Origin of the sequence: Thermodesulfovibrio yellowstonii DSM 11347, from assembly GCF_000020985.1 — a bacterium.
In the GTDB taxonomy this organism is placed as follows: Bacteria; Nitrospirota; Thermodesulfovibrionia; order Thermodesulfovibrionales; family Thermodesulfovibrionaceae; genus Thermodesulfovibrio; species Thermodesulfovibrio yellowstonii.
The window spans coordinates 516115-541231 of sequence record NC_011296.1; the positions used below are offsets into that span (position 1 = coordinate 516115).

The 25117-nt window shown below is 35.2% G+C and carries 29 protein-coding genes; 18 read left to right on the forward strand and 11 right to left on the reverse strand.

The features are described from left to right. Nucleotides 1–84 precede the first annotated feature (84 nt). Both THEYE_RS02615 and THEYE_RS02620 read left to right on the forward strand, forming a co-directional pair. The gene (locus tag THEYE_RS02615) at nucleotides 85–630 is read left to right on the forward strand and encodes an archaemetzincin family Zn-dependent metalloprotease (RefSeq protein WP_012546295.1); all 546 of its coding nucleotides are present in this window, start codon (nucleotides 85–87) and stop codon (nucleotides 628–630) included. A 4-nt stretch (nucleotides 631–634) separates the two neighbouring features. Continuing rightward, entirely contained in the window at nucleotides 635–1027 is a 393-nt protein-coding gene (locus THEYE_RS02620) for a DUF1284 domain-containing protein (RefSeq protein WP_012545102.1), read from the forward strand. Here the strand turns inward: THEYE_RS02620 and THEYE_RS02625 are convergent. The 3 genes from THEYE_RS02625 to THEYE_RS02635 are packed head-to-tail and all read right to left on the reverse strand — an operon-like array spanning nucleotide 995 to nucleotide 2668. Next, nucleotides 995–1318, reverse strand: a complete 324-nt coding sequence (locus tag THEYE_RS02625; protein WP_012546046.1) for a hypothetical protein — start codon at nucleotides 1316–1318, stop codon at nucleotides 995–997. The two genes, THEYE_RS02620 and THEYE_RS02625, sit on opposite strands and share 33 nt — an antisense overlap. Beyond that, entirely contained in the window at nucleotides 1315–2196 is an 882-nt protein-coding gene (locus THEYE_RS02630; protein WP_012546697.1) for a M28 family peptidase, read from the reverse strand. Before THEYE_RS02630 ends, THEYE_RS02625 begins: the two co-directional genes overlap by 4 nt. Nucleotide 2197: 1 nt before the next feature. Beyond that, nucleotides 2198–2668: a DUF488 domain-containing protein gene (locus THEYE_RS02635; RefSeq protein ID WP_012545843.1), complete on the reverse strand. Its 471-nt coding sequence runs from the start codon at nucleotides 2666–2668 to the stop codon at nucleotides 2198–2200. Nucleotides 2669–2790: 122 nt separating this feature from the next. Between THEYE_RS02635 and THEYE_RS02640 the strand changes: the two genes are divergently transcribed. The 15 genes from THEYE_RS02640 (at nucleotide 2791) to hslO (ending at nucleotide 15157) form a co-directional block, all read left to right on the forward strand. Continuing rightward, the gene (locus tag THEYE_RS02640) at nucleotides 2791–3228 is read left to right on the forward strand and encodes a phosphatidylglycerophosphatase A family protein (protein ID WP_012546233.1); all 438 of its coding nucleotides are present in this window, start codon (nucleotides 2791–2793) and stop codon (nucleotides 3226–3228) included. A 7-nt stretch (nucleotides 3229–3235) separates the two neighbouring features. Beyond that, nucleotides 3236–3796 carry an RNA 2',3'-cyclic phosphodiesterase gene (gene thpR / locus THEYE_RS02645; RefSeq protein ID WP_012545374.1) on the forward strand — a complete coding sequence of 187 codons (561 nt, stop codon included), beginning with the start codon at nucleotides 3236–3238 and terminating at the stop codon, nucleotides 3794–3796. A 38-nt stretch (nucleotides 3797–3834) separates the two neighbouring features. Then, nucleotides 3835–4863: a recombinase RecA gene (gene recA / locus THEYE_RS02650; protein ID WP_012546028.1), complete on the forward strand. Its 1029-nt coding sequence runs from the start codon at nucleotides 3835–3837 to the stop codon at nucleotides 4861–4863. Continuing rightward, on the forward strand, nucleotides 4844–5344 hold the full coding sequence (locus THEYE_RS02655) for a regulatory protein RecX (protein WP_012545289.1): 501 nt from the start codon (nucleotides 4844–4846) through the stop codon (nucleotides 5342–5344). Before recA ends, THEYE_RS02655 begins: the two co-directional genes overlap by 20 nt. Further along, complete coding sequence (locus tag THEYE_RS02660) at nucleotides 5341–5676, forward strand: lipoprotein (protein WP_012546204.1); 336 nt, start codon at nucleotides 5341–5343, stop codon at nucleotides 5674–5676. The genes THEYE_RS02655 and THEYE_RS02660 overlap by 4 nt, the downstream gene beginning before the upstream one ends. 3 nt (nucleotides 5677–5679) lie before the next feature. Next, nucleotides 5680–8307 carry an alanine--tRNA ligase gene (gene alaS, locus THEYE_RS02665; RefSeq protein ID WP_012545089.1) on the forward strand — a complete coding sequence of 876 codons (2628 nt, stop codon included), beginning with the start codon at nucleotides 5680–5682 and terminating at the stop codon, nucleotides 8305–8307. Between the two features lie 10 nt (nucleotides 8308–8317). Next, on the forward strand, nucleotides 8318–8629 hold the full coding sequence (locus THEYE_RS02670) for a phasin family protein (protein ID WP_012546703.1): 312 nt from the start codon (nucleotides 8318–8320) through the stop codon (nucleotides 8627–8629). 5 nt (nucleotides 8630–8634) lie between these two features. Next, nucleotides 8635–10002, forward strand: coding sequence for an L-seryl-tRNA(Sec) selenium transferase (gene selA, locus THEYE_RS02675; RefSeq protein WP_028842667.1), 1368 nt, complete (start codon nucleotides 8635–8637; stop codon nucleotides 10000–10002). Then, nucleotides 9999–11018 carry a deoxyguanosinetriphosphate triphosphohydrolase gene (locus THEYE_RS02680; RefSeq protein WP_012546176.1) on the forward strand — a complete coding sequence of 340 codons (1020 nt, stop codon included), beginning with the start codon at nucleotides 9999–10001 and terminating at the stop codon, nucleotides 11016–11018. Before selA ends, THEYE_RS02680 begins: the two co-directional genes overlap by 4 nt. After that, complete coding sequence (gene acpS / locus THEYE_RS02685) at nucleotides 11015–11356, forward strand: holo-ACP synthase (protein WP_012545321.1); 342 nt, start codon at nucleotides 11015–11017, stop codon at nucleotides 11354–11356. Before THEYE_RS02680 ends, acpS begins: the two co-directional genes overlap by 4 nt. A 64-nt stretch (nucleotides 11357–11420) precedes the next feature. Beyond that, a complete protein-coding gene (gene greA, locus THEYE_RS02690) occupies nucleotides 11421–11897 on the forward strand; it encodes a transcription elongation factor GreA (protein ID WP_012545525.1) in 477 nt (158 codons plus the stop codon). Beyond that, on the forward strand, nucleotides 11890–12636 hold the full coding sequence (locus tag THEYE_RS02695; RefSeq protein WP_012546654.1) for a dihydroorotate dehydrogenase electron transfer subunit: 747 nt from the start codon (nucleotides 11890–11892) through the stop codon (nucleotides 12634–12636). Before greA ends, THEYE_RS02695 begins: the two co-directional genes overlap by 8 nt. Further along, on the forward strand, nucleotides 12636–13547 hold the full coding sequence (locus THEYE_RS02700) for a dihydroorotate dehydrogenase (RefSeq protein WP_012545671.1): 912 nt from the start codon (nucleotides 12636–12638) through the stop codon (nucleotides 13545–13547). The genes THEYE_RS02695 and THEYE_RS02700 overlap by 1 nt, the downstream gene beginning before the upstream one ends. Next, nucleotides 13519–14301, forward strand: a complete 783-nt coding sequence (locus tag THEYE_RS02705; protein WP_028842665.1) for an SAM hydrolase/SAM-dependent halogenase family protein — start codon at nucleotides 13519–13521, stop codon at nucleotides 14299–14301. The genes THEYE_RS02700 and THEYE_RS02705 overlap by 29 nt, the downstream gene beginning before the upstream one ends. Continuing rightward, nucleotides 14294–15157, forward strand: coding sequence for an Hsp33 family molecular chaperone HslO (gene hslO / locus THEYE_RS02710; RefSeq protein ID WP_012546884.1), 864 nt, complete (start codon nucleotides 14294–14296; stop codon nucleotides 15155–15157). The genes THEYE_RS02705 and hslO overlap by 8 nt, the downstream gene beginning before the upstream one ends. Here the strand turns inward: hslO and THEYE_RS02715 are convergent. Together THEYE_RS02715 and truD are read right to left on the reverse strand one after the other, a co-directional pair. Then, nucleotides 15144–15560 carry a DNA polymerase ligase N-terminal domain-containing protein gene (locus THEYE_RS02715; protein WP_012545568.1) on the reverse strand — a complete coding sequence of 139 codons (417 nt, stop codon included), beginning with the start codon at nucleotides 15558–15560 and terminating at the stop codon, nucleotides 15144–15146. The two genes, hslO and THEYE_RS02715, sit on opposite strands and share 14 nt — an antisense overlap. Before the next feature lie 8 nt (nucleotides 15561–15568). Continuing rightward, nucleotides 15569–16741, reverse strand: a complete 1173-nt coding sequence (gene truD / locus THEYE_RS02720) for a tRNA pseudouridine(13) synthase TruD (RefSeq protein ID WP_012545670.1) — start codon at nucleotides 16739–16741, stop codon at nucleotides 15569–15571. 17 nt (nucleotides 16742–16758) lie between these two features. Between truD and THEYE_RS02725 the strand changes: the two genes are divergently transcribed. Then, nucleotides 16759–17217 (forward strand): RidA family protein, encoded by a 459-nt coding sequence (locus tag THEYE_RS02725; RefSeq protein WP_012546787.1) that lies wholly within the window; start codon nucleotides 16759–16761, stop codon nucleotides 17215–17217. Nucleotides 17218–17236: 19 nt separating this feature from the next. Here the strand turns inward: THEYE_RS02725 and THEYE_RS02730 are convergent, their stop codons facing one another. From THEYE_RS02730 to fusA, 6 genes are all read right to left on the reverse strand, one after another. Continuing rightward, nucleotides 17237–17950: a pseudouridine synthase gene (locus THEYE_RS02730; protein WP_012544927.1), complete on the reverse strand. Its 714-nt coding sequence runs from the start codon at nucleotides 17948–17950 to the stop codon at nucleotides 17237–17239. Nucleotides 17951–17953: 3 nt separating this feature from the next. After that, the gene (locus tag THEYE_RS02735) at nucleotides 17954–18979 is read right to left on the reverse strand and encodes a peptidylprolyl isomerase (RefSeq protein WP_012546060.1); all 1026 of its coding nucleotides are present in this window, start codon (nucleotides 18977–18979) and stop codon (nucleotides 17954–17956) included. 11 nt (nucleotides 18980–18990) lie between these two features. Further along, nucleotides 18991–19989, reverse strand: a complete 999-nt coding sequence (gene hypE, locus THEYE_RS02740) for a hydrogenase expression/formation protein HypE (RefSeq protein WP_012545205.1) — start codon at nucleotides 19987–19989, stop codon at nucleotides 18991–18993. Beyond that, nucleotides 19982–21103 carry a fibronectin type III domain-containing protein gene (locus THEYE_RS02745; RefSeq protein WP_012546291.1) on the reverse strand — a complete coding sequence of 374 codons (1122 nt, stop codon included), beginning with the start codon at nucleotides 21101–21103 and terminating at the stop codon, nucleotides 19982–19984. The genes hypE and THEYE_RS02745 overlap by 8 nt, the downstream gene beginning before the upstream one ends. Next, a complete protein-coding gene (argH, locus tag THEYE_RS02750) occupies nucleotides 21100–22476 on the reverse strand; it encodes an argininosuccinate lyase (protein WP_012546455.1) in 1377 nt (458 codons plus the stop codon). Before argH ends, THEYE_RS02745 begins: the two co-directional genes overlap by 4 nt. A gap of 524 nt (nucleotides 22477–23000) precedes the next feature. After that, nucleotides 23001–25097 carry an elongation factor G gene (gene fusA, locus THEYE_RS02755; protein WP_012546422.1) on the reverse strand — a complete coding sequence of 699 codons (2097 nt, stop codon included), beginning with the start codon at nucleotides 25095–25097 and terminating at the stop codon, nucleotides 23001–23003. Between the last annotated feature and the right edge of the window lie 20 nt (nucleotides 25098–25117).

The window sequence follows — 25117 nt, forward strand, 5'->3', positions numbered from 1 at the left end:
GAAATGTCCAAAAATATCTGAGGAGCGAAAGCCAGTGCTTCTATTAAGAATTTTAAATTTTAAACTAAAATAATTAAAGAGACCATGAAAAAATTTAAAATATTTCTTTTTCTTCTATGTGAGATTAATAATAAATATCTTGCGGAATTAAAAAATCATCTTCAAAATCTATTTGGCTTGGATGTAGAATTGACATCACACTCAGTGGATTTAAGTTTTGCTTACAATGAAAGAAGGAGACAGTACTCAGGAGAAGAAATTCTCAGAAAAGCCGAAAAAAATAAAAGAAATGCTAATGAAAAATGGCTTCTTATTGTAGATGTTGACCTTTATTCAAGCGGACTTAATTTTATCTTTGGACTTGCAAATCCCTATTCAGGCACATCAATAATATCCCTTACAAGATTAAGACAGCAGTTTTATGGTAAGCCTGAAAATGAAAAATTTTTTATCGAGAGATTAAAGAAAGAAGCAACCCACGAACTGGGGCATCTTTTTTATTTAAGTCATTGTTCAGATAAAAAATGCGTAATGCATTTTTCCAATTCTCTTTATGATACCGATGTAAAATCAGCTTACTTTTGTGAAAGATGTAAGAAATTACTTTTTAATATAAAAAAAGGAGAATAAGAAATTGATTTACCTACGTGGGCATCATCTTATATGTTTGCATTTCTTTACAGGTGAGGGATACAGCGAAGAGTTTGTTGAAAACCTTCATGCAGTCATTGGAAGAGCAAAAAATGAAGGTATTTTTGTTGTAGAAGGAGCTGATGACGTATGCAAAAAATGTCCTTTTTTGGTAAAAAGGACATGTAAAGACGAAAAAGAAATAGCAGAGATGGATAAAATCGCTCTGGGGTTACTGAATCTCAAAATAATGGATACCGTTTCATGGGATAAAATAAAAGAAAAACTTCCTGAAATCTTCAATCGCTGGTATAGTCTTTATTGCATTCCTTGCATTTATCTCAATGTTTGTTCAAAAACTGCTTTACTTAACTCTCTTAGGAATATCTCTTCCTGATAGACCTCTCTTTGAATCTATCCTTTCTTTATAAAGTTTTATTGAATCCTCTACATCCTTAAGCCCTTCAGCATATATATATCTTAAATATCCTTCTGTTCTGTATGATGTAATAGTTCTCAGCCTCTCCTTGAGGGTTAAAAAATAACAATAATAAAAAAGGTCTTCGTCAGGAGTATAACCATCTTTATAAACAGCTTCATTTACTTTATTTAAGAAATAATACTGCTCTGAAGGAGATAACTCCTTTAAAAACTTTTTCGCAATTTCTTTGTTAAAAACTTCTGTCATGCTGGACTTATCAAAACAGCAACCAATAGTGCTTTAGTGACATCTTCCATAAAGGGAAAATTTAGCTTATCAGGTGTATCCTGAGATGTATGGTAATAGGGATTTCTGAACATAGCTGTATCAGTAAGCATAACTGCCTGAAATCCCGCATCCCAAAACGGTGCATGGTCACTAAATCTTGTTTCAAGAGCAAGCCATCCATTCATTGGCGCTTTGTAAGTAATGAGATTTATAGAAGGAACATATTCCTTTACTTTCTCAAAAAGCTCCAAAAGAGTATTGGATTTCCCATTTCCTACAACGCCAAGAAAATTTCCTACATCAGGTCCTTTTGTAAATGCAGGAAGTTTTTGTGAGCCCTTAACATCTGAGTAGTAACCCACTGACTCAAGTATCAGGGCTTTGTATCTGTGCCCAAGCTTTTTGAATTTCTTTACAAACTGGCTACTTCCGATTATGAATTTAAGGTCAAAAGCCTGGGGTTCTTCAAGGGTAAAGGCAACAAATTTTATTCTTTCAGCAATTGGGCTCTTTCTAATGATTCTTGCCACTTCAAGCATTACAGCTATACCACTTGCATTATCATCAGCACCAGGAGAACCAATAGCAGAGTCATAGTGAGCACCAATCAATAACCAGTCTTTGTTTGAGTTAATGCCTTTTAGAGTGGCTATGATATTTTTATACTCTTTGCCATTATAGGAAAATTCGTTAATTTCAACGATATAGCCGTATTCTCTAAACTTTTCTTCAACAAAGTTTGCTACTGATGAGAGGACTTCATAGTTATACCAGCCGTGTCTTGGAATGGATATTGATTGAACAATATTTTTAAGGTTATTCTGTTCTACTTCTTGTATAAATTTTTCAATATCCATTTTATCTTTCAAATTCAATGGATTTTTGCTCTAAAACTGCTTTTTTATGCTCATAGATTCTTTCTTTTTCAACTATATGCAAGACTTTCCACCCTCTTTCTGAAAACACTTCTGCGATAAATCTTCTATGACAGCGAAAGAAAAGCTTTTCAGCACAGAAAAAAACAGATAAACTATTCTCTGCGATTTCTTCAAGTTTTTCAATTCCTTTTTCAAATTCTTCTGTTTTAGTATAATTCTCATAGCCGCCTTTTCTGAAGCCACCGAGTTCCTTCCCGAGATAAAAATAACCAATACCATCTTTTTCTAAAGCTTCTCTGAGATTTTCTTGATTAAAATGGGGAAAATTTTTTGATTTTGGAAAACTTCTTACATCTATGGCTGTTTTTATCTGGTATTTTTTTAAAATTTCTATGAATTCTTCTATTGAACGATTACTTGTGCCAATTGTATAAATTAGTTTCTCAGACAATTTTTATTATTGCTTCATCAAGATTTTTTATTCCAAAAATTTCTTTCATGGAAAAATTATAGCACAATTGAAGTCAATGGAGAGAGTCTTTAACATATAGACAATTATGGTAAAATTATCAGATGTTTTATAAAATAATTGCAACAGTTTTATTTATAGGTTATTTCCCATTTGCACCAGGCACAGTCTGTTCTGCTGTTACTATGATTTTTTTGGATTTATTTAAACCCTCTTATATGGCTGTTTTAACTATTTTGATTGTTTCTATTGTTACCGGTATAATAGCTTCTGAAAGGATTGAAAAGGCTTCAAATAAAAAAGATCCCTCTTATATTGTTATAGATGAATTTGCAGGATATTTAACTTCAATTCTTTTTATCCCGATAAACTGGCAAAATCTTTTAATTGCCTTTATTTTGTTTCGTATTTTTGACATAATAAAGCCACCACCCATAAGGCAGATTGAAAAGAAATTAAAAGGAGGATTAAGTATAATGATGGATGATATAATTGCTGGATTAATTACTAATGTTTTAATAAGGATTTTTTTAATGTTATGATAATTTTATGCGACTTTTTATAGCCATAGAAATACCTGATGAGATAAAGGAATTTCTGTATCAACTCATATATTTAAAAACATCACTTGACGGAGTAAGTATTGTTCAAAAAGGAAATTTCCACATCACATTGAAATTTCTTGGAGAAGTCAACGAAGGTCTTATCCCTGATATAACTAATACTCTAAGGAAAATTTCAAATGGGTTTTCTCCTTTTACGCTGAAGATAACACATCCAGGAGTTTTTCCAGATAAATTTAAACCAAGAGTTATATGGATAGGCACAGAAAACACGGATAGTCTTAAAGAAATGGCAAAGAGAATTGATGAAGAGATGGAATCATTGGGATTTAAGAGAGAAGATAAAAATTTTAAATCTCACATAACTGTTGCGAGGGTAAAGAATTTCCATAATGGAAAATATTTGTTTGAAAAAATTTTAAAAAAATTTTCTGGAGAATCTTCTCAATTAAAATTTCAAGTGGAAGAGTTTGTTTTAATGAAAAGCACTCTTACTCCAAAAGGTTCAATTTATGATGTTTTACAAAGGTTTCCTTTGGTCAAATAGATAAATGGTATAATAAAAAAAAGCCTAAGAGGTGATTTATGAATAAGGATAAGTTAAAGGCATTGGAAATTGCCATATCCCAGATTGAAAAAAATTTTGGAAAAGGCGCTATAATGCGTCTTGGCACTAAAGCTCATGCAGAAGGAATAGGAGTAATTCCTACAGGTTCTATTTCTCTTGATATAGCAACTGGTATTGGAGGATATCCAAGAGGAAGAGTTATAGAGATTTTTGGTCCGGAGTCTTCGGGTAAAACCACCCTTGCACTTCACGCAATTGCAGAGGCTCAGAGACATGGCGGAGTTGCTGCTTTTATAGATGCAGAGCATGCTCTTGATGTTAATTATGCTTCAAAATTAGGCGTTGACGTTGAAAATTTACTGATCAGCCAGCCAGACACAGGTGAACAGGCTTTGGAGGTAACAGAGACACTTGTCCGTAGCGGAGCTGTAGATATTATTGTCATTGATTCTGTTGCAGCATTGGTTCCTAAAGCAGAGATAGAAGGAGAAATGGGAGATAGTCTTCCAGGGCTTCAGGCAAGGCTTATGAGTCAGGCATTGAGAAAACTTACAGCTGCTATATCAAAGTCTCAGACCGCTGTTATCTTTATTAACCAGATAAGGCAAAAAATAGGAGTAATGTTCGGAAATCCAGAGACAACACCGGGTGGAACTGCTTTAAAGTTTTATGCATCTATGAGGCTTGACATAAGAAAGATAGATACACTTAAAGAAGGGCAAGAGACAACAGGCGGTAGAGTAAGAGTGAAAATTGTTAAAAATAAGGTAGCTCCACCATTCAAACAAGCTGAATTTGACATCTACTTCAATGAGGGGATATCAAAGACAGGTGAGATTCTTGACCTTGCAGTAGAAAAGGGAATCATTGAAAAGTCAGGTGCATGGTATAATTACAATGGTTCAAGACTTGCACAAGGTAGAGAAAATGCTAAGGAATACTTAAAAACTCATCCTGAAATTTTTAATGAAATATATTCTAAAGTTCTTGATGTATATGGATTAAAACAACCAAAGGTTTCGGAAGGTGAAAACAAAACAGAATAAGGCATTAACTGTTGCATTGAGATTAATTACTAAGAGAGATAGAACAGAGGCAGAATTACAAGACAGGCTTCAAAAAAAAGGTTTTTCTGAAAAGGATATAACCGAAACTATCCAATATTTAAAACAGAAAGGCTTTATAGATGATTCAAAGTTTATTGAGAAAGCAGAAAAAATTGCTGAAGACAGGTTTTTAGGGACAATGGGACTAAAAAATTATTTGATGAGAAAGGGCATAGATAAGAATTTAATTCAGCATATTCCTGAAATTGATGAATTCTCAATAGCTCAGAAGCTCATTCAGAGGAAAAAGCATTTTTTAAGGGATATTCAACCAGATAAGAAAAAAGCAAAAATTGCAGGATTTCTTCTTCGCAGAGGATTTTCATGGGATACAGTAAATAAATGCTTAAAATTAAATGATAATTTTTTCGGGGATATTAAATCCCCTCAGAATGACATTTTAAGGGAGGATAGAAAATGAGAATTTTGATTGCTTTATTGATTGCTGTTTTTATTTTTGGATGCGCATCGCAAGGTGTCAGATATACCTATGATGAAATTAAAAACTATCCACCTGATGTTCAGGAAAGAATTGCTAAAGGTGAAATAGCACTTGGGATGACAAAAGAGCAGGTAAGATATGCATGGGGTCCTCCTTCCACTACAAGAATTCTTACTCCTGAGAAAGGAAAACAAAGAGAAGAGTGGGTGTATTCTTCCTCTCTTGGGCTTTTAAAATCAAGACTTATTTTTGTTGATGGAAAACTGACATACATAATCAGTAATGAACAAAGAATTGTAAATGAGGAATAATTAATGCAAAGTTCTGAAATAAGAAAGCTTTTTCTGGATTACTTTGTATCAAAGGGACATGAATTAGTTAAAAGTTCTCCGCTTATTCCTAAGGATGACCCGAGCCTTCTTTTCACAAATGCAGGAATGGTTCAGTTTAAAAGGGTTTTTCTTGGCGAAGAACAAAGACCTTATAGCAGGGCTACTACCTGTCAGAAATGCATTCGCGCAGGTGGAAAGCATAGTGATCTTGAAAACGTTGGATTTACTGCAAGACATCATACTTTCTTTGAAATGCTTGGCAATTTCTCTTTTGGCGATTACTTTAAAAGAGATGCAATCCTTTTCGCATGGGAGCTTCTTACTGAACATTTTAAACTTCCAAAGGAAAAGCTCTGGGTTTCTATTTACAAAGATGACGATGAAGCTGCAGAGATATGGGAAGAAGAAATAGGAATTCCTTCAGAGAGAATTGTCCGATTAGGTGAAAAGGATAATTTCTGGCAGATGGGAGATACAGGTCCATGTGGTCCATGCTCCGAGATAATAATTGATCAGGGAGAAGACTTTGGATGTGGACAGCCTGACTGTTCAGTTGGATGCGATTGCGATAGATTTCTTGAACTGTGGAATCTTGTTTTTATGCAGTATAACAGAGATGAGGAAGGAAAACTAACTCCTCTTCCAAAGCCGAGCATTGATACTGGAATGGGGCTTGAGAGGATTACAGCAGTTAAACAGGGCAAACGGACAAATTTTGATACAGACCTTTTTGAGCCGATTATTTCTGAAATATGTTCAACTCTTAATGTTAAGTATGGTAAAGATAGAAAAACAGATATTTCAATAAAAGTCATAGCAGACCACATAAGAGCTGCCACATTTTTAGTAGCTGAAGGACTAATCCCTTCAAATGAAGGCAGGGGATATGTTTTAAGAAGAATAATAAGAAGAGCTGGAAGACATATTAAACTTCTTGAATATGATAAAACAGCCTTTTACAGATTTGTAGAACCTGTTGTTTACAAACTTGGAGAAGTTTATCCTGAGATTGTTTCAGAAAGAGAAAGAATTGAAAAGATAATAAAAATAGAAGAAGAAAGATTTCTGAGAAGCCTTGAAAAGGCTCAGCAGATTTTTGATGATATTATTAACAATCTTAAGAAGACTGATTCAAAATTAATTCCTGGACATGAAATTTTTAAACTCTATGATACATTTGGTTTGCCTTTTGACTTGATAAAAGAAATGGCTCAAGATTCTGAGTTACAAATTGATGAGATAGGATTTCAGCAAGAGCTTAATAAACAGCGTGAACGTGCAAGGGCAGCACAAAAGTCCGAAGAAGTAGGAATAGGTGAAGTTTATAAACAGCTAAGACCTCAGTCGGAGAATTTAAGATTTATAGGATATACGGATTACGAAACAGAGACAGACATATATGCTATTGTGAAAAATAGTGAAAGAGTAAACGAACTTAATAAAGATGAAGAAGGTGAGATTTTTCTTTTTAAAACACCTTTTTATGCTGAGTCAGGAGGGCAGGTAGGCGATACAGGTATGATTATTTCAAATTCTGGTAAAGCAGAGGTTTATGATACAAAGAAAATTTCAGGATTACATTGTCATAAAGTCAGGGTTATTGAAGGAACTATTAAAGAAGGTGATAAAGTTTTTGCAAAAATTGATCTTGAAAGAAGAAAGGCTATAAAAAGAAACCACACTGCAACTCATTTACTTCATGCTGCATTAAGAACCGTGCTTGGAGAACATGTAAAACAAGCAGGTTCTTTGGTTGCACCTGATAGATTACGATTTGATTTTACTCATTTTGAAGCTGTGAATGATGAGGAGTTAAGAGAGATTGAAAGAATTGTAAATGAAAAAATACTGGAAAATCTTCCAGTTAAAATAGAAATTAAATCACTTGATGAAGCTTTAAATGAGGGAGTTACAGCACTTTTTGAAGACAAATATGAAGACACAGTTAGAGTAGTAAAAATTGTTGGTTTCAGTAAGGAACTCTGCGGAGGAACTCATTGTGACAGTACAGGTGAAATAGGAAGTTTTTATATAGTTTCGGAAGGCTCTGTCGCATCAGGAATCAGGAGAATTGAAGCTGTTACAGGGATTGAGGCATTCAAATATTCAAATATTAACAGAGAACAACTTAAAGCCATTTCCTCAATTCTTAAATCAGCTGAACCTGTTAAAGCTGTTGAAAGACTTGTAGCAGAACTTAAAGAAAAACAACAAGAAATAGAAGTTCTTAAAAACAAACTAATAAGTCAGAATATTGAAGAGATTGTAAAGCAGGCAAAGGAGATAGATGGGGTAAAAGCTCTTGCAGTAAAACTTGATGGTGTTGATCTAAAAAGTCTTAGAACACTTTCTGATAAACTTAAAGAAAAACTCCATCCTGCTATAATTTTACTTATATCAAAGGCAGATGGACAGGGCATATTGCTTCTTTCTGTAACCAAAGACATAACAAATAAATACGATGCTGGAAAACTTATGAGAAATATAGTCCAGGCTGTTGGTGGCAAAGGTGGTGGAAGGCAGGAAACTGCTCAGGGTGGATGTCCTGATGGAGAGTCTCTTGAGAAGGTATCGGAGATATTCTACAGTTTGATTGAAAAACAATCATGAAGGAGGTAGCATGGCATTACAGGATTTATTTAAAAATATGCTTTTTGCATGCTTGGGAATGCAGGAAATGCTCAGAGAATTTCTTGAGGATCTTGTGAAACGGGGTAAGATGAGCGAATCAGAGGCAGCAAAGATAATTAATGAGTTTATATCAAAATCAGAAGAGGCAAAGGAGAGTTTCAAGGACAACTTCAAAGAAATGGTTCAAAAAACATTACAGGGAATGAATCTGGTAACAAAAGATGAGATTGAGAATTTGAAATCATTGATAAATGATATAAACTTAAGAATTACAAAGATTGAGGAAAAATTAAAGGATTAATGAATCTGGATAAGACCAAACTCTTAAGAAATATTCCTGCTGTTGATAGGATTTTAAAAAATGAAAGAATAGAAACTCTTCTAAGTAACTATTCTTATTCATTAGTTCGTGAATGCACAAGAAAAGTTCTTAACAGATTAAGAGATAAAATACTTAAAGGTTATGTTTCTCAGATTGATGAAGATAAAATAGTTGAAGAAATAGAAAAATCTTTAAACCAGAGATATTCACTCAGACCTGTGATAAATGCTACAGGAGTTGTGATTCACACAAATCTTGGGAGAGCAATACTCCCAGATGAGGCAATAAAACATGTGATTGAAATTGCTACAAGCTATTCAAATCTTGAGTATGACTTAGAAAAAGGGCAAAGAGGCAAGAGATATGTTCATATTGTTGATGCTATAAAAAAGATTGCTGATGTTTCTGGAGCAGTGGTTGTAAATAATAATGCAGGTGCAGTTTTCCTATGCCTTAATACTCTTGCTCGTGGCAAAGAAGTAATTGTCTCTCGTGGAGAACTTGTTGAAATAGGTGGTTCTTTCAGAATTCCTGATGTAATGACTCAATCAGGAGCAATTTTAAAGGAAGTTGGCACAACAAACAAAACACGATTAAGTGATTATGAAAATGCAATAAATGAAAATACAGCTTTTTTACTTAAAGTGCACAGGTCAAATTTTAAAATTGTAGGCTTTACAGAAGAGGTTTCAATTAGGGAACTTTCAAATCTTGGTAAACAAAAAGGTATTCCAGTCATGGTTGATCTTGGAAGCGGATGTTTTATTGATTTAAAAAGATATGGATTTTTTACTGAACCATCGGTTCAGGAAGTTGTTAGAGAAGGAGCAGATATTGTTACATTTAGTGGAGATAAACTTCTTGGAGGAGCACAGGCTGGATTTATAATTGGACGGGACGATTTAATTGAACAGATATCAAAAAATCCTCTCATGCGTGCTTTGAGAGTTGATAAAATGACTCTTGCAGCACTGGAAGCAACTTTGATGCTTTATCTTGATGAAAAAGAAGCTATTGAAAAAATTCCTACATTAAGAATGATTGTTGAATCTCCTGAGAAGATTAAGAATAGAGCATTAAAGATATTGAGGATGTTTAAAAAAGAAGGAATTGATGCTACTCTGAAAGAAGATGTGTCAATGCCTGGAGGCGGATCTCTTCCTGAAAATGGCATTAAAACATATGTTGTAGCAATTAAAACAACTCAGACTGAAGAATTTATAAAAAAATTAAGAAAAACAGAACCTCCTGTAATTGCAAGAATAAAGGAAGATTTTGTTATTTTTGATGTAAGGACATTACAGGAAAAAGAGATTCCTTTGCTTGTTAAAGCTATAAAACAAGTTTTATGAACATCAGAGAACGATATCAGGAAATAGAAAAAAGTTTTTTACATCCCAAGTCCTGTCTGAGTTCACAAACAAAAGGAAGATTAAAGCCTGAACCAGAAGATGATATAAGAACTCCTTTTCAGCGTGACAGAGACAGAATTATTCATAGTAAAGCTTTTCGCAGGCTCAAACATAAAACACAGGTTTTTTTCTCTCCTCAAGGTGATCACTACAGGACTCGTCTTACTCATGTTTTTGAAGTATCTCAGATATCAAGAACAATCGCAAGAGCATTAAGGCTTAATGAGGATCTTACAGAAGCTATAGCACTTGGACATGATCTCGGACACACTCCTTTCGGACATGCTGGTGAAGCAATACTAAGAGAGCTTCATCCTGGAGGGTTTGAACATTATGAGCAAAGCCTTAGAGTTGTTGATATTCTTGAGAAAAATGGTAAGGGTCTTAATCTTACATTTGAAGTAAGGGATGGAATACTTAAACACTCAAAGGGTCGTGGAAAAATTTTAAGTGATGAGCCTTTCACATTAGAGGGGCAAATTGTGAGAGTAGGAGATGTTATCGCATATATTAACCATGATATAGATGATGCAATAAGAGCAGGAATTATCAAAAAAAATGATATTCCACAACAGTTTTTAAAATTTTTTGGCGATAGGCACTCAAAAAGAATAGATAAAATGGTTAGAGATGTTATTTTTACAACCATAAAAGAAGATTATGAAAAAATCTCCATGTCTCCTGAGATGGAAGAAATGGTTCACAGTTTTAGAGATTTTCTTTTTGAGAAAGTTTACTATAATGAACGCATTATAGAAGAGTTTAAAAAAGCTAAGAGAATGCTTGAGAGTCTTTATAACTATTATCTTGACAATCCTCATATAATAGATGCTCAGGAACTTGAAGAAAAAGAACTTCATAGAAAAATATGTGATTTCATTGCAGGAATGACAGATAGATATGCTCTTTACACATTTGAGAAAATATTTATTCCTAAAAGCTGGGCAGTTCCATGATTGAAGGAGTTGGTGTTGATATTGTAGCAGTTGAAAGAATAAAAAAAATTTATGAAAAATGTGGAGAAAAATTTTTAAACAAAGTTTTTACCGAAGGAGAAATTTCTTATAGTTTCAGCCATGCAAATCCTTTTCCTCATCTCGCAGCTCGCTTTGCAGTCAAAGAAGCAGTGATTAAAGCATTAAAAAAACAGAAAGGATTAACCTTAAAAAATATTGAAGTCAGAAACAACTCTGACGGTTCACCAGAAGTTAAAATACCAGGCTTTAATAAAAAAATTTTCATATCTATTTCCCACGAAAAAAATTATGCTGTAGCATTTGTCGTAATCACATAGCTTTACTGAAATTTCAAAATTCTGCTAAATTAAATAATATAATTTTCATTCAAAGGAGGATAAGTTGACTGACAGGATTCCCATGACCCCTGAAGGTTATGAAAAGCTGAAGGAAGAGCTGGACAGATTGATAAAAATTGAACGTCCAGCAATAATAAAAGCAATCGCAGAAGCACGTGCTCACGGAGATTTATCAGAAAATGCTGAGTATCACGCAGCAAGAGAAAAGCAGTCTTTTATTGAAGGAAGAATTCAGGAACTTCAGGCTAAACTCGCCCGTGCCTATGTAATTGATCCATCAAAAATCAATCAAAATAAAGTTGCCTTTGGTGCAAAAGTTAGAGTTATTGATATTGATACAGAGGAAGAGAAAGAGTTTCATCTTGTTGGTCCTGATGAAGCAGACGTAAAAAATGGAAAAATATCCATTACTTCTCCTGTGGGTAAAGCTTTAATTGGTAAGGAAGTTGGTGAGCAGGTTACTATAAAAGCTCCTGCTAAAACATTTAATTACGAAATTATCTCTATAAGCTTTGAATAAGCTATTTAAATCAAAAGTAATAAGCAATGAAGCACTAACAGAAGAGATTTATTTAATTTCCCTTGAGATTTCTGATGATGTTGAAACCAAGCCAGGACAGTTCTGTATTCTAAGAGTTAATCAGAGGCTTGATCCTCTTTTGGGAAGACCCTTTAGCATTTTTGAGCATGAAAAGGGAGAGATTAAGTTTTTATACAGACTAAAAGGCAAGGGAACAAATATCCTTACTAAACTTAAAAAAGGTGATTCTATAACTCTTACAGGTCCATTTGGAAGATGGTATCCTTTCCCAGAGGGAGATTTTATAGTAATTGCAGGAGGAATTGGACTTGCATCAGTTTATTATCTGATTAAAAAATTTCCTCAAAGAGCCTATCTTTTTTATGGTGTAAGAAATGAAAAAGAAATACTTTTTTATGAAGAACTAAAAAGGCTTTCAAAACAACTTTATATCTCAACTGAGAAAGAAACTTCCTATGCCTATAAAGGAGTTATTACAGAGCTTTTTAGAGAAAAAAGCATACAACTTCCTTTCCCTATTTATGCCTGTGGACCTATGATGATGTTAAAAGAGCTTAAAAAAATTGTTAATGAAAACAGACCCTGTTATGTAGCAACAGAGGAGAGAATGGCTTGTGGAGTTGGAGCATGTCTTGGATGTGTAATAAAAACAAGGGAAGATTTCAAAAGAGTTTGCACTGAAGGTCCTGTTTTTGAGCTTAAGGAGCTTGTATTATGATGCCTGTCTTGGAGGTTAAAATAGGTAATCTTAGTTTTAAAAATCCTGTGCTTACTGCATCTGGCACATTTGGCTACGGACTTGAGTATTCTCAGTTTGTTGATCTTAATATTTTAGGTGGCATTGTTGTAAAGGGGCTTTCATTAAAACCAAAACAAGGGAATCCTCCTCCGAGAATTTATGAAACTCCCTGTGGAATGATTAACTCAATTGGATTGCAAAATATAGGATTAGAGGCATTTAAAAAAGAAAAGCTTCCATTTTTGAAAAAGTTTAACACTAACATAATAGTAAACTTTTTTGGTGAAAATCTTGATGAATATATAGAAGTAGCAAAACTTCTTGATGAAACTGAGGGAGTTCATGCTCTTGAGATGAATGTTTCATGCCCGAATAAGACAAGTGAATGGAGAAAAATGGGATTAGAGCCAGAACTTTTACGGGAAGCTATAAAAAGGGTTAGACTTCATATTAAAAAGCCATTGATAGTTAAACTTGCTCCTCAGGTTACCGAGATTGCTTTAATGGCAAGAATTTGTGAGGAAGAAGGCGCAGATGCTGTCTCTTTGATTAATACAATTCCAGCAATGGTGATTGATATAAAAACTCGTAAAAGTATGATAGGAACTCTTACCGGAGGTCTTTCAGGACCTGCGATAAGACCAGTAGCTTTAAGAGCAGTGTGGGAAGTTGCCCAAGCTGTTAAAATTCCTGTAATTGGAGTTGGAGGAATTGTTAGTGCAGAAGATGCTTTGCAGTTTTTAATTGCTGGAGCAAAGGCTATTCAAGTAGGAACAGCTAATTTTATAAACCCTATTGCAACAGTTGAGATAATTGAAGGCATTAAGCAGTTTTTAATTGAAGAAAACATAAAAGACATAAATGAGATCATTGGCAGCTTCAAAGAATAGGATAATTACACTTTTAACTGATTTTGGTTATGATGACCCTTTTGTTGGGCAGATGAAAGGAGTAATTTTAAAAATAAATCCAAATGTAAAAATCATTGATATCACACATGGTATTAAACCTCAGACAGTGGAGGATGCTGCTTTTGTTTTATGGCAAAGCTTTAAATACTTTCCTAAGGGAACTATTCATCTCAGCATTGTTGACCCTGGGGTTGGTTCTCAGAGAAAAGCTTTGATAGTTAAATCTCAGGGACATTACTTTATCGCTCCTGACAATGGACTTCTTAGCTATGTTATAAAAGAACCCTTTGTATGCATATCAATTGAAAATCCTAAATATTTTCTACAAAAGGAAAGTCCTACTTTTCAGGGAAGAGATGTTTTCGCACCTGCTGCAGCATGGCTTTCAACAGGAGTTTCAATAAGTGAATTTGGCAAACCATTAAAAGAGATTTTTTTACTGGAGTATTTAAATCCTGTAAATTTGAATGATAAAATAGTTGGGAAAATAGTTTATATTGATAGATTTGGTAATGCAATAACCAATATAAAACCAGAAGAGAGAAAAATTAAAGAAATAAGAGTTGGAGAAACAATCCTTCCAATTGTGAACTTTTATTCTCAGTCTCCAAATAAACCTGCAGCACTTATAAATAGTGACGGATTTATAGAGATATTCATTTATATGGGCAATGCTGTAAAAACTATGGGGTTAGAGAAAAAACAGATTGTGGAGGCTTTATTAGATGGATGAGGTTGTAAAAGGATTAATAAAGAATGAGCATGTTCTTGTTGTAGCAACAATTTGCACAGAAACAGTTGAGTATGCAAGAAAGATTCACGATACATGGCCTACTGCTACAGCAGCAATGGGAAGAGTTATTGCTGGAAGCGTTCTTCTCGCATCAACATTAAAGGATAGGCAGAAGATAATGGTTCAGATAAAGGGTGATGGACCTTTAAATGAAGTTGTAGCTGAAGCAGATTCTTTTTATAGAGTTCGTGCATATGTAAAAAGACCACATATCTATATGGGATTGAAGAATGAGAAAATTGATGTGGGAAGAGGAGTGGGCAAAGGTTTTTTAAATGTGATAAGAGATTTGGGATTAAGAGAATACTATCAAAGTAGCGTGGAACTTCAAACAGGTGAGATTGCCCGAGACCTTGCTTACTATTTAAATGTTTCTGAACAGATTCCTTCAGCAGTCTCACTTGGAGTTTATGTTGAACCAGATAACTCAGTTAAAGCAGCAGGTGGTTTTATGATTCAGACCATGCCTGAAACAAGAACTGAAATAGTTGAGTTCCTTGAAAGAAAACTTTCTGAAACTCAATCAACTTCATCAATGATACTTCAAGGAATGGATTCTCTACAAATACTTGAAGAAGTAGTAGGATTACCAATTGAGGTTTTGCACAGAGGCACTGTTACATACTTCTGCCCATGCACAAAAGATAGAGTTATCAATGCAATTGTTACACTTGGAAGAGAAGAAATTCAGAAAATGATTGAAGAAGGAAAAACAGTTGATGTTGAATGCTATTTCTGCAAGAAGAAATATGAGGTAACAGTGGAAGAGTTAAAAATTCTGCTCAGGGAAATTTAAGTTTTAGCTTAAAGTTATAGTCTGCAAATTTATCTTTTTTCTTGATAAAAAGCCATTCATCAGATTTCCCCTTAAGTTTCACTAAAACAAAGTTTCCTTTTAATATTTCTCCTTCCATAAAAATTTCCCACTGTCCTTCTTCAGGAGAGCCTTTCACTGTGCTATATTGCCCTTTATCCCAGATATAAACTTTACCTGCACCATACTGTCCTTCAGGAATAATACCTTCAAAGTTACCATACTCTAAAGCATGATCTTCAACCTGAATTGCAAGACGCTTATCTTGAGGATTCATTGAAGGACCTTTGGGAATTGCCCAAGATTTGAGCACTCCATCCTTTTCTAGTCTGAGGTCAAAATGAAGCTTTTTTGCATGATGTTCGTGCACAACAAAGTAAGGCATTGTTCCTCCTATTTTTTTGCAAAGATTCTTTTAATAAGCATTGTTGCATAGGAACCTCTTGGAAGAATAAAACCAAGAGTAAGCTTTATTTTACCTTCATAAACTTCATCATCTTCAATTTTATGCAGAATATTAGGGATGACAAGGACTTGTCTTGGAACAGATTTAAAAAATGACTGTCTTATTTTTTTCAAATTAAACTGAGAAGGTTTTATTTGTCTTTCAAAAAAAATCTCATTATATATTTTTTCAATAATGTCCTGGGGCATTTTTGCGTTTGAAGAAGGTGTAGGAATCTCTAAACTCTTAAGATACTCAAAATTTTTTTCATCAATTTCATCAAAGAAGATATACTCTCCTGCAACTCCTTTATGAATAAGCAAATTTTCAACGGGGAATAAAGTTTTAAGGAGTCTTTTAACAGTTTCATTCCATATAAAACTCTGATAGGCTGAAAAAAACATGGACATTTCTTCTTTTGGAATTTTTTGAAGCAGTGATATGTAATCCTTTTGATGCTCTAAAAGATGGCTGAATGCAAATTTTTCAAATTTAGTTTTAGCAAAATTTAAACAACTGTTCCAGTCACCCCAGTTTTCAGAAATTTTTCTTTTTCTTTCTTTTGCCTTTTTTTTATCTTCAGGATATATATGGGTAAAGTAAATTTTAAGTGCTCCATTATAATGCCCTTTTATTATTTTTTCAGCAATAAATCCTTGGTTTGGATCAAAGCTTCCAAATCTCTGATCATCAAAATAGTTTATGAATCCGTAATTTTTAACTTTTTCAATATGATATATGATAGAATCAATGGCATTTGGAGAAATAGCTCTTACAGTTACTTTGAAAACATTGTTCTCAATGAATTGTGGCTTCATTGGTTCATCTGAAAAACCAATATGTTTGAGTTCAAATTTATCTTTTTTTATATTAAATTTGAAAGGAGGATTTTTTATTGTTATGAACTGCTCAGTAATACCGTGTCTGTCTTTTTTCCCACCGTATGAGATGCTATCAAAGGGAATTCTCAATTTTTGGGCAATCTTTTTTAACAAGTCAATCGTATTCCACTTTTTTTTCTTTAGAATAAAAACTCCAAAAGGTCCCTTTTCCTTTAAGGGAATTGAACTTATCTCTTTTACAATGAAATCTTCTGGCTTTACTTTAATTTTATATGACATGTTAAAATTATACCATTATGATAGAGGAAAAGTTGAAAGAGTTAGGGATAACACTTCCAGAGCCTCTAAAACCTGTTGGTGCTTATACAACCGCTTTAAAAGTAGGAAATCTTTTATTTTTAAGCGGAATTCTTCCTTTTAGAGAAGGAAAGCTTTTAAGGAAAGGCAAGGTTGATAAGAATGTATCTATTAAAGAGGCTTCTGAAGAGGCATTACAGGTTGTTTTAAATGCACTGGCAATTGTAAAAGATTATATAGGTAATCTTGATAAAATAAGACAATGTGTAAAAGTAACCGGATATATTGCTTCTTCAGAAAGTTTTACGGAACACCCTAAGGTTCTTAATCCAGCATCAGAACTTCTGATGAAAATATTCGGTGAAAATGGGAAACATTGTAGAGTAGCTGTAGGAGTATATAGCCTCCCACTTGATGCTGTAGTAGAAATGGATTTTATTTTTGAATTGAAAAAATAAAATTATCTAACGAAGATTATTATTTATTTCTTCTTAATTTTTCTATTTCTTCCTTTGTCAATGGTCTAAGTTGACCTGGTTTCAGGTCTCCCAATTTGACGCCATCAATAGCTATTCTAATAAGCCTGATAACAGGATGCCCGACGCGTTCAAGCATTTTACGAATCTGTCTTTTTCTACCTTCATGAAGAGTAATCTTTATCCAAGAATTAGCTTTAAGTTTTTTTACGAGATGAACACTTACAGGTACAGCAAGTTTGCCTTCAATTTTTATCCCTTTCCTAAGTTTTTCAATTGTTTCAGGTTCAACGATACCATCAACCTTTACCATGTAAGTTTTTTCTATCTGGGAACTTGGGTGCATAACTTTGTAAGCTAATTCTCCATCATTAGTAAGAAGAAGCAACCCTTCAGAATCAAAATCAAGCCTGCCTACAGGGTAAATGCGGAATTTTATTCCCTTTATAAAATCTCTTATAGTAGGTCTTCCTTGAGGGTCTAAAAGTGCTGTGATTACCTTTCGGGGCTTATAAAAAGCATAGTACACCTTAGGTTCTGGTTTAATGAGAAGTTTTCCATCAACTTTTATGTAGTCTTTTTCAGGGTCTGCTTTTTGTCCTATTACCGCAATCTGTCCGTTTACAGTTACTCGTCCTTCTTTTATTAATTCTTCAGCGTGTCTCCTTGATGCAATTCCGTAATCAGATAGTATTTTCTGTAATCTTTCAAGCATTTTTTAATCCATAATCTCAATATAAGCTCTCTGACGTAAACCTCTTGTCCAGAGCTTGTAATCTTTTTTAAACTTTTCATCTTCTAAAAGACTTCTCACGTAGTTTACAAGCTGTTCAGAACCTTTTTTAAAACAAACTCCATCAAGCCTGAAAATAAAAATACCATGTTCAGTCATCATAGGTTCACTTACTTGTCCTATATTCATTTTTGAGAATAAATTTGATAGTTCAGAGGCAATTTCTTTCTTTTTAAGAAGTCCAATTGCTCCTCCTGTTTTTGCTGTTACGTCCTCACTCATCTGAGATGCTACTTTACTGAAAGGCTCACCTTGAATGAGTCTTTTGAAAACTTCATTTATTTTTGCTTTTAGTTCTTCTTGATTTTCTCTTTTTTTCAAAAATATCTGGCTTACATAATAACCCTCATCATCACATGAAAGCTCTGGATGAGCTGCAATATAGTTATTTATCTCAGCATCAGTAATAATAATTTTGCTTTTTACTAATGTGTTTAATGCTCTACCAATTATTATCTGTTCTTTAAGCATTTTTTTATAGTCATTAATGCTCATGCCTTCTTTTTTAAGGGTTTCCAGAAAAGCTTGTTCTGTAAGAGCATATTTTTTCTTTATATCATTTATTGCTCCTTCTATCTCAGAATCGGTAACAAAAATTCCATATTTTTCAGCTTCTTCAATCTGAAGTTTTGTATCAATTAGTCTCTCAAGAAACTCTTCTTCATGAGCTTTAAAGTATTTGAATTTTTCATCTGGATTTAATGCCTTAATCTCATCCTTCGCAGTAAATTCCATATATTTGTATAGTTCGCTCCAGGTTATTACATCTCTGTTTACAACAGCGATTACTTTATCAACGAAGAATTTGTTTTCTTCTGCATTAAGTTTGAAAATTAAAAGCTGAGTGCAGAAAAAAACAATCATCAGAAAAAAGACAAACTTGATTGAGCAATTTAGATATTTTTGATTAATCACTCTTGGTGAAATCAAGCGATTTTTAAACTTTCTCATATCTAACTCCTTTAACATATTCTTGGCAACTGTTCTCCAGGAAGCATATCAACTATTCTGGTACCCCCAATGAATGTTTTAAGTAAAACTTTTCCTCCCTTGCCAGTTACTTCCCCAATTATAGCAGATTCTTCTCCAAAAGGGTGCGATTTCATTAATTGTAAGATTTTCTCTGCTACATCTGCTTTAACAATTGCAACGAAAATTCCCTCATTCGCCACATAAAGTGGGTCAAGTCCAAGAAGTTCACAAGCACCTTTTACTGTGTCATGAAGAGGGATAGCACTTTCATAAATTAAAATATCTTTCAATGATTCTAATGCAAGTTCTTTAAGTGTTGTGGCTAATCCTCCACGAGTAGGGTCTCTCATTACTTTTACGAATGGTGTAAATTCCTTCATTATCTGGTCAATTAAGCCATTTAATGCCCTTGTATCACTTAAGACAGGTGGCTCAAAGGTAAAGCCGTTTCTCTCGCTCATAACAGCAATACCATGATTCCCTATAGAGCCACTTATGAGGATTTTGTCGCCCATTTCAATTTTCAGAGGGGAAAGCTCTACTCCTTCGGGAATTACTCCTATTCCAGAGGTATTTATAAAAATTCCATCTCCCTTTCCTTTGTCTACAACTTTAGTATCTCCTGCAACAATTTTTACTCCTGCTTTTTTAGCTGAGGAGGAGATGCTACTGAGTATTTTTTCAAAATCAGACAGAGGAAAACCTTCTTCAAGAATAAAGCCAACAGTAAGATAAAGGGGAACTGCACCGACCACTGCCAGGTCGTTCACAGTTCCATTAATTGCAAGGTCTCCAATATCGCCACCTGGGAAAAAGATAGGAGAAACAGTATAAGAATCAGTTGTTATTGCTATTTTTCCTGAATGATTAAGAGAAACTATCGCAGAATCCATAAGAGAAGGGAGTTCAAAAATAGGTGCAATATATTTTTTAATAAGCTCATACATGAGCTTGCCGCCACTTCCGTGTCCCAGAAGAATTTTATCCATCATGCACCTCCACTTTTATTTCTACTGCTTCACTCTCTTTTAAAGGAGCTTCCGAAGTGATTTTATAATAAACCGGCGATTTTATGTTAGTGATATTATACTTGGCGTCAAAGAATAGAGGAATCATTGTTTCACCTACAAGCTCATAACTCTTTTCATCTGCTGTTTTTCTATATATTCTGTAACCTTTTATCCATCTTTCTTTGGTTTCTTTCCATGAAATATAAACTCCTTGCTCATTAACTGACCAGAAAACTTCCTTAGGCTTTGTCGGAATAAAAGATTCAATTGAAACTTTTGTTTCAATGCCTTTGCTCTCCAGATATGCTGATTCATAGGATTTAGAAGTAGTAATAACATAGGGAATTTCCGATTGAGAGTTTTCTTTGTAACTGCTTATGCTTCCGTAAAGAAGTTCGTCTAAAAAGAATTTTTTATCTGTTGAGCCAATCTTTACTCTCTCACCCTTTTGATTTATCCTGTACACGTTATAAGTCAATGAATTCTGTGCATCCCATGAAAGCATTACGCCTTCAGGATTAATTTTATAAGTAATATTTTCCACCTCAGGTAATTTTTGAGGAGTAATCGTAGCTTCTGTTGGTTTGCTGTATATACCTTTTGGTCTTATGGCAAAGATACGATATCTGTAAGTTTCTCCGAAGGTAAAATCTTTGTCCTCAAGGGAGGTAGTTTCTTTATTGTAGTAACCAAGAGTTTTTTTCTCTCCTTTGCTTTCTCTCTCTATGAGGAAGCTTTCTATTTTAGTTTTTTCTTTTTCAGGATAACTCCAGGAAATTAATATTTTGTCATAAGTAGCTGAAAGCGTTAAACTCGCAACGGGCTCGGGCTGAAGATAGTCATCAAGATTTGGGTCAAGCTTTCTGCCACAGGCTGTGAGAAGGAATAGTAAAATAAAAATTGTTAAACAAGTAAATACTGGTGTGAGCGATTTTAGATATCTTTGGGTAACAGTTCTTAACGAAGTGTAGCGTAAAACAGTTGCAACTGTCTGAAACCCGAAGGGTTGAGTTTTGCAACTGTAGCGAAACGAGTTTAGAACTGTCCAAAGATATCTCATGAGCGAACACCAGTAAAACTTGCCTTTCTTCATTCCTTCAACCTCTTCCTCAACATTCTTATCTGTTCCTTTACACTCTTTTTTGAAGTGCTTCCGTAGGAGCTTTTTGAATCAATTGAACCTTCAGGAGTAAGTATGGCATAGAGGTCTTTTTCAATTTTTGACGAGAACTTCCTTAATTCCTTTATGCTTAATTCGTTGAGATTTTTACCCTTTTCAATACAGTAAAGCACAATCTTGCCTGTTATCTCATGGGCATTTCTAAAGGGAACTCCCTTCTTTACAAGATACTCTGCAATGTCTGTAGCTGTAATGTAGCCACTTCCGCAAGCCTCTTTCATTCTCTCTTTGTTGAATTTTATCTCCGGAAGCATTTCTGTAATTACTCTAAGGCTCATGATTACTGTGTCAATCGTATCAAAGACAGGCTCTTTGTCCTCCTGCATGTCTCTATTATAGGTAAGGGGAAGTCCTTTCATAGTTGTAAGCATGCTAAGCAGATTTCCGTAAACTCTGCCTGTTTTCCCTCTAATTAACTCTGCCGGGTCTGGATTTTTTTTCTGAGGCATCATGCTTGAGCCAGTGGAGAATTTATCAGGCAGCTCAATAAATCTGAATTCATCTGTTGCCCAAAGGATTATCTCTTCAGCAAGCCTGCTTAGATGCATCATGAGCATAGCACCACAGTATAAAACATCAAGGACAAAATCTCTGTCTGAGACCGCATCCATGCTGTTTGGAATTGGTTCTTCAAAACCAAGCTCCTTTGCTGTGTAATGCCTGTCAATTGGAAGGCTGCTTCCTGCAAGGGCACCTGCACCAAGAGGGCATAGATTGAGCCTTTTTAGTGCCTCTTTCAGCCGCTCCCTGTCTCTTTCAAGCATCCATGCATAAGCAAGTAGATGATGAGCAAGAAGCACTGGCTGGGCTTTCTGTAGATGAGTATATCCGGGCATGATTGTATCAATGTTTTTTTCGGCAACATTAACAAGGGTTTTCTCAAGCTTTTCTGTTAACTCTATTAATTCATTCACTCTTTTTCTCAAATAAAGTCTTAAGTCAGTGGCAACCTGGTCGTTTCTTGACCGGGCTGTATGAATCTTTGCACCAGCAGAGCCTGTTTTTTCAATCAAAGCTCTCTCAATGTTCATGTGTATATCCTCAAGCTCTTCTTTGAACTGAAACTTTCCCTCTTTGATTTCTCTTTCAATTTCAGCAAGTCCCTTTAAAATCTGCTTTAGCTCCTCTTCAGTGATAATGCCCTGTTTGCAGAGCATCTTTGCATGGGCACGGCTTCCTTCAATATCTTCCTGCCAGAGCCTTCTGTCAAAAGAGATTGACTGTGAGAACTCCTCCAGTGTCTTAGCAGTTCCTTCCTTAAATCTTCCACCCCACGGTTTTTTCATCTATGCTTACTTCCTCCCTCGTATGTCATTTCAAGAAGCGTAAACCTCCCTCATCTGTCATTCCGAACGGAGCAAAGCAAAGTGAGGAATCTCTTTCGATTGTAAAAATTTTGTCTGCACTATTTCTTGTAACCTGAGTAACATATAAATTAGGCGACCCTTCGGCTAAAGCCTCAGGGTGACCCATAAGGGTCACTTCGGGGTCATTGAGCCCCCTCGGAATGACCTTTTGTAATTGAACATACCCTAATTTTTTAAGTTTATTATTCCTACAAAACATATTCATACTTTCAGAAAATAGATGCTTTAATAAGCGATTTATAAATCTTCTGGTAACAATTTTTATCAAACAAATAATTGCTGTATTGAGCGACTTTTAAAATTTTTGGGTAACAATTCTTAGCGAAGCAGAACGTCCACAGCCAAAACTGTTTGAGCCTGAAAAGCAAGTTTTTTGGCTGTAGTGGAGTAAGCTTAGAATTGTCCAAGAATTTTGCAAAAGCGAAATACAGCATCTGTTTACTTCACTCCTCTGCCTTTGCCTGACGTTCTTTTTGCCTCTGCTCAATTATTTTCTGGGCAATATGAGAGGGCACTTCCTCATAATGGGAAAACTCCATTGAGTAAATTCCTCTTCCCGATGTCATACTGTGAAGCTGATTGGCATAGGTAAGCATCTCTGCCATTGGCACAAGGGCTGTTATCTTTTGATTTCCTCCAGCCTGTGGGTCAACGCCCTGAACCTTGCCTCTACGGGAGTTAAGGTCTCCAATGATTGTTCCCAGTGTTTCATCAGGCACGATTATTTCAGCTTTCATGATTGGTTCAAGCAATACGGGTTTTGCATCCATAAAGGCTTTTTTAAGAGCAAGAGCACCAGCTATTTTGAAAGCCATTTCAGAGGAATCTACAGGATGATAAGAACCATCATAGAGAGTTACTTTTATGTCAATTATTGGATAGTATGCAAGTATTCCTTCTTTCATCGTCTCAATTATGCCTTTCTCAACAGCAGGGCGATACTGTTGCGGAATAACACCTCCTACGATTTTATCAACAAACTCATAGCCGCCTCCTCTTGGAAGAGGTTCTATCTGAATCCAGCAGTCTCCATACTGGCCTCTTCCACCAGACTGCTTTTTATATTTGCCCTGGGCAGAAGCAGAGGCTCTGATTGTCTCTCTGTATGGAACTTTTGGTGCCATTAGGTTAACTTCAACACCAAATTTTCTTTTAAGTTTTTCCAGAGCAACTTCTATATGAACCTGTCCCATTCCACTTAGAATCATATCCTTAGACTCTTCATCCCTTGAAAACTTAAGAGTAGGGTCTTCCTCAAGAAGTTTATGTAACCCTGCGCTGACCTTTTCCTCATCACCCCTTGTTTTTGGTGCAATTGCATAGGAGATAATAGGCTCGGAGAATCTTACCTCTGGAAGCAGAATCGGATTATTTTCATCGCAAAGAGTGTGTCCTGTGAGAGTATCCTTTAGTTTTACTGTAGCTACAATCTCACCATGTCCTGCTTTCTGGCAGGGATTTTGTGTTTTGCCGAGTATGTAGTAAATCTGGCCAATCCTTTCCTTTGTGCCTGTGTTGGGATTAAGAACTGTAGAGTCAGCCTTAAGCACACCTGAGAAAACTCTTATGTATGATATTTTGCCTGCAAAAGGGTCTATGGTGGTTTTGAAAACATAAGCAGCAAGCGGAGCTGTTTCGGAGGGTTCTCTTTTTGCTTCGCTGCCATCTTTTGGATTAATGCCTTTTATAGGATATATATTTGCTCTTTCCTGTGGGTCTGGAAGAGCGAGAATTATGCTATCAAGTAAAGCATCAACTCCTATGCCCAGCAAGGCTGAACCAGCAAGGACAGGGATGAATCTGCGGGCAATTGAGGCATCATGAAGCCCTTTTCTTAATTCCTCCTCGGTGAGCTCTCCTCCTTCAAGATACTTTTCGAGCAGGCTATCATCAAGCTCCGCAATTTTCTCTACGAATTTTTTTCTGTATTCCTCAACTTTTGATGAAAGCTCGGAAGGGATAGGCACTTCTTTTACTGATTTTCCATCCTGCTCGTAGGCTTTAAGTGATATAAGGTCTACTATCCCTCTTAAGCCAGGACCTTCGCCAATGGGCAGGGTAAGAGGGATTGCCTCCTGACCAAAAACCTTTTCAATCTCTGCAACTGCTCTGTCAAAGGATGCGTTTTCCTTGTCAAGCTTGTTTACGAAAACTACTCTTGGAAGGTCGTAGTCATCGCAGTATTTCCATATTCTTTCAGTTTCAGCTTTAACACCCGAAAGGGCACTGACAATGACAACAGCGCCGTCGGAAACTCGAAGGGCATTCTTTGTATCTTCAAGAAAGTTAACAAAGCCAGGTGTATCTATAATGTTAATTCTGTGCTCTTTGTAATCACAGTAAGCAACTTTGCAACTCAGTGTCATATTTCTTGCAAGCTCTTCAGGTTCATAATCAATTACTTTGCCTGTTGTCTCGCCTGTAGTTACTCTGTCAATTTGCCCTGTTTTAAAAAGTATCTGCTCTGCAAGTTTGGTATTCCCTGCACCTGCATGGGCTACAATTGCTACATTTCTAATTTTTGTAATGTCTCTACTCATAAAACCCCCTCCTCGTATTT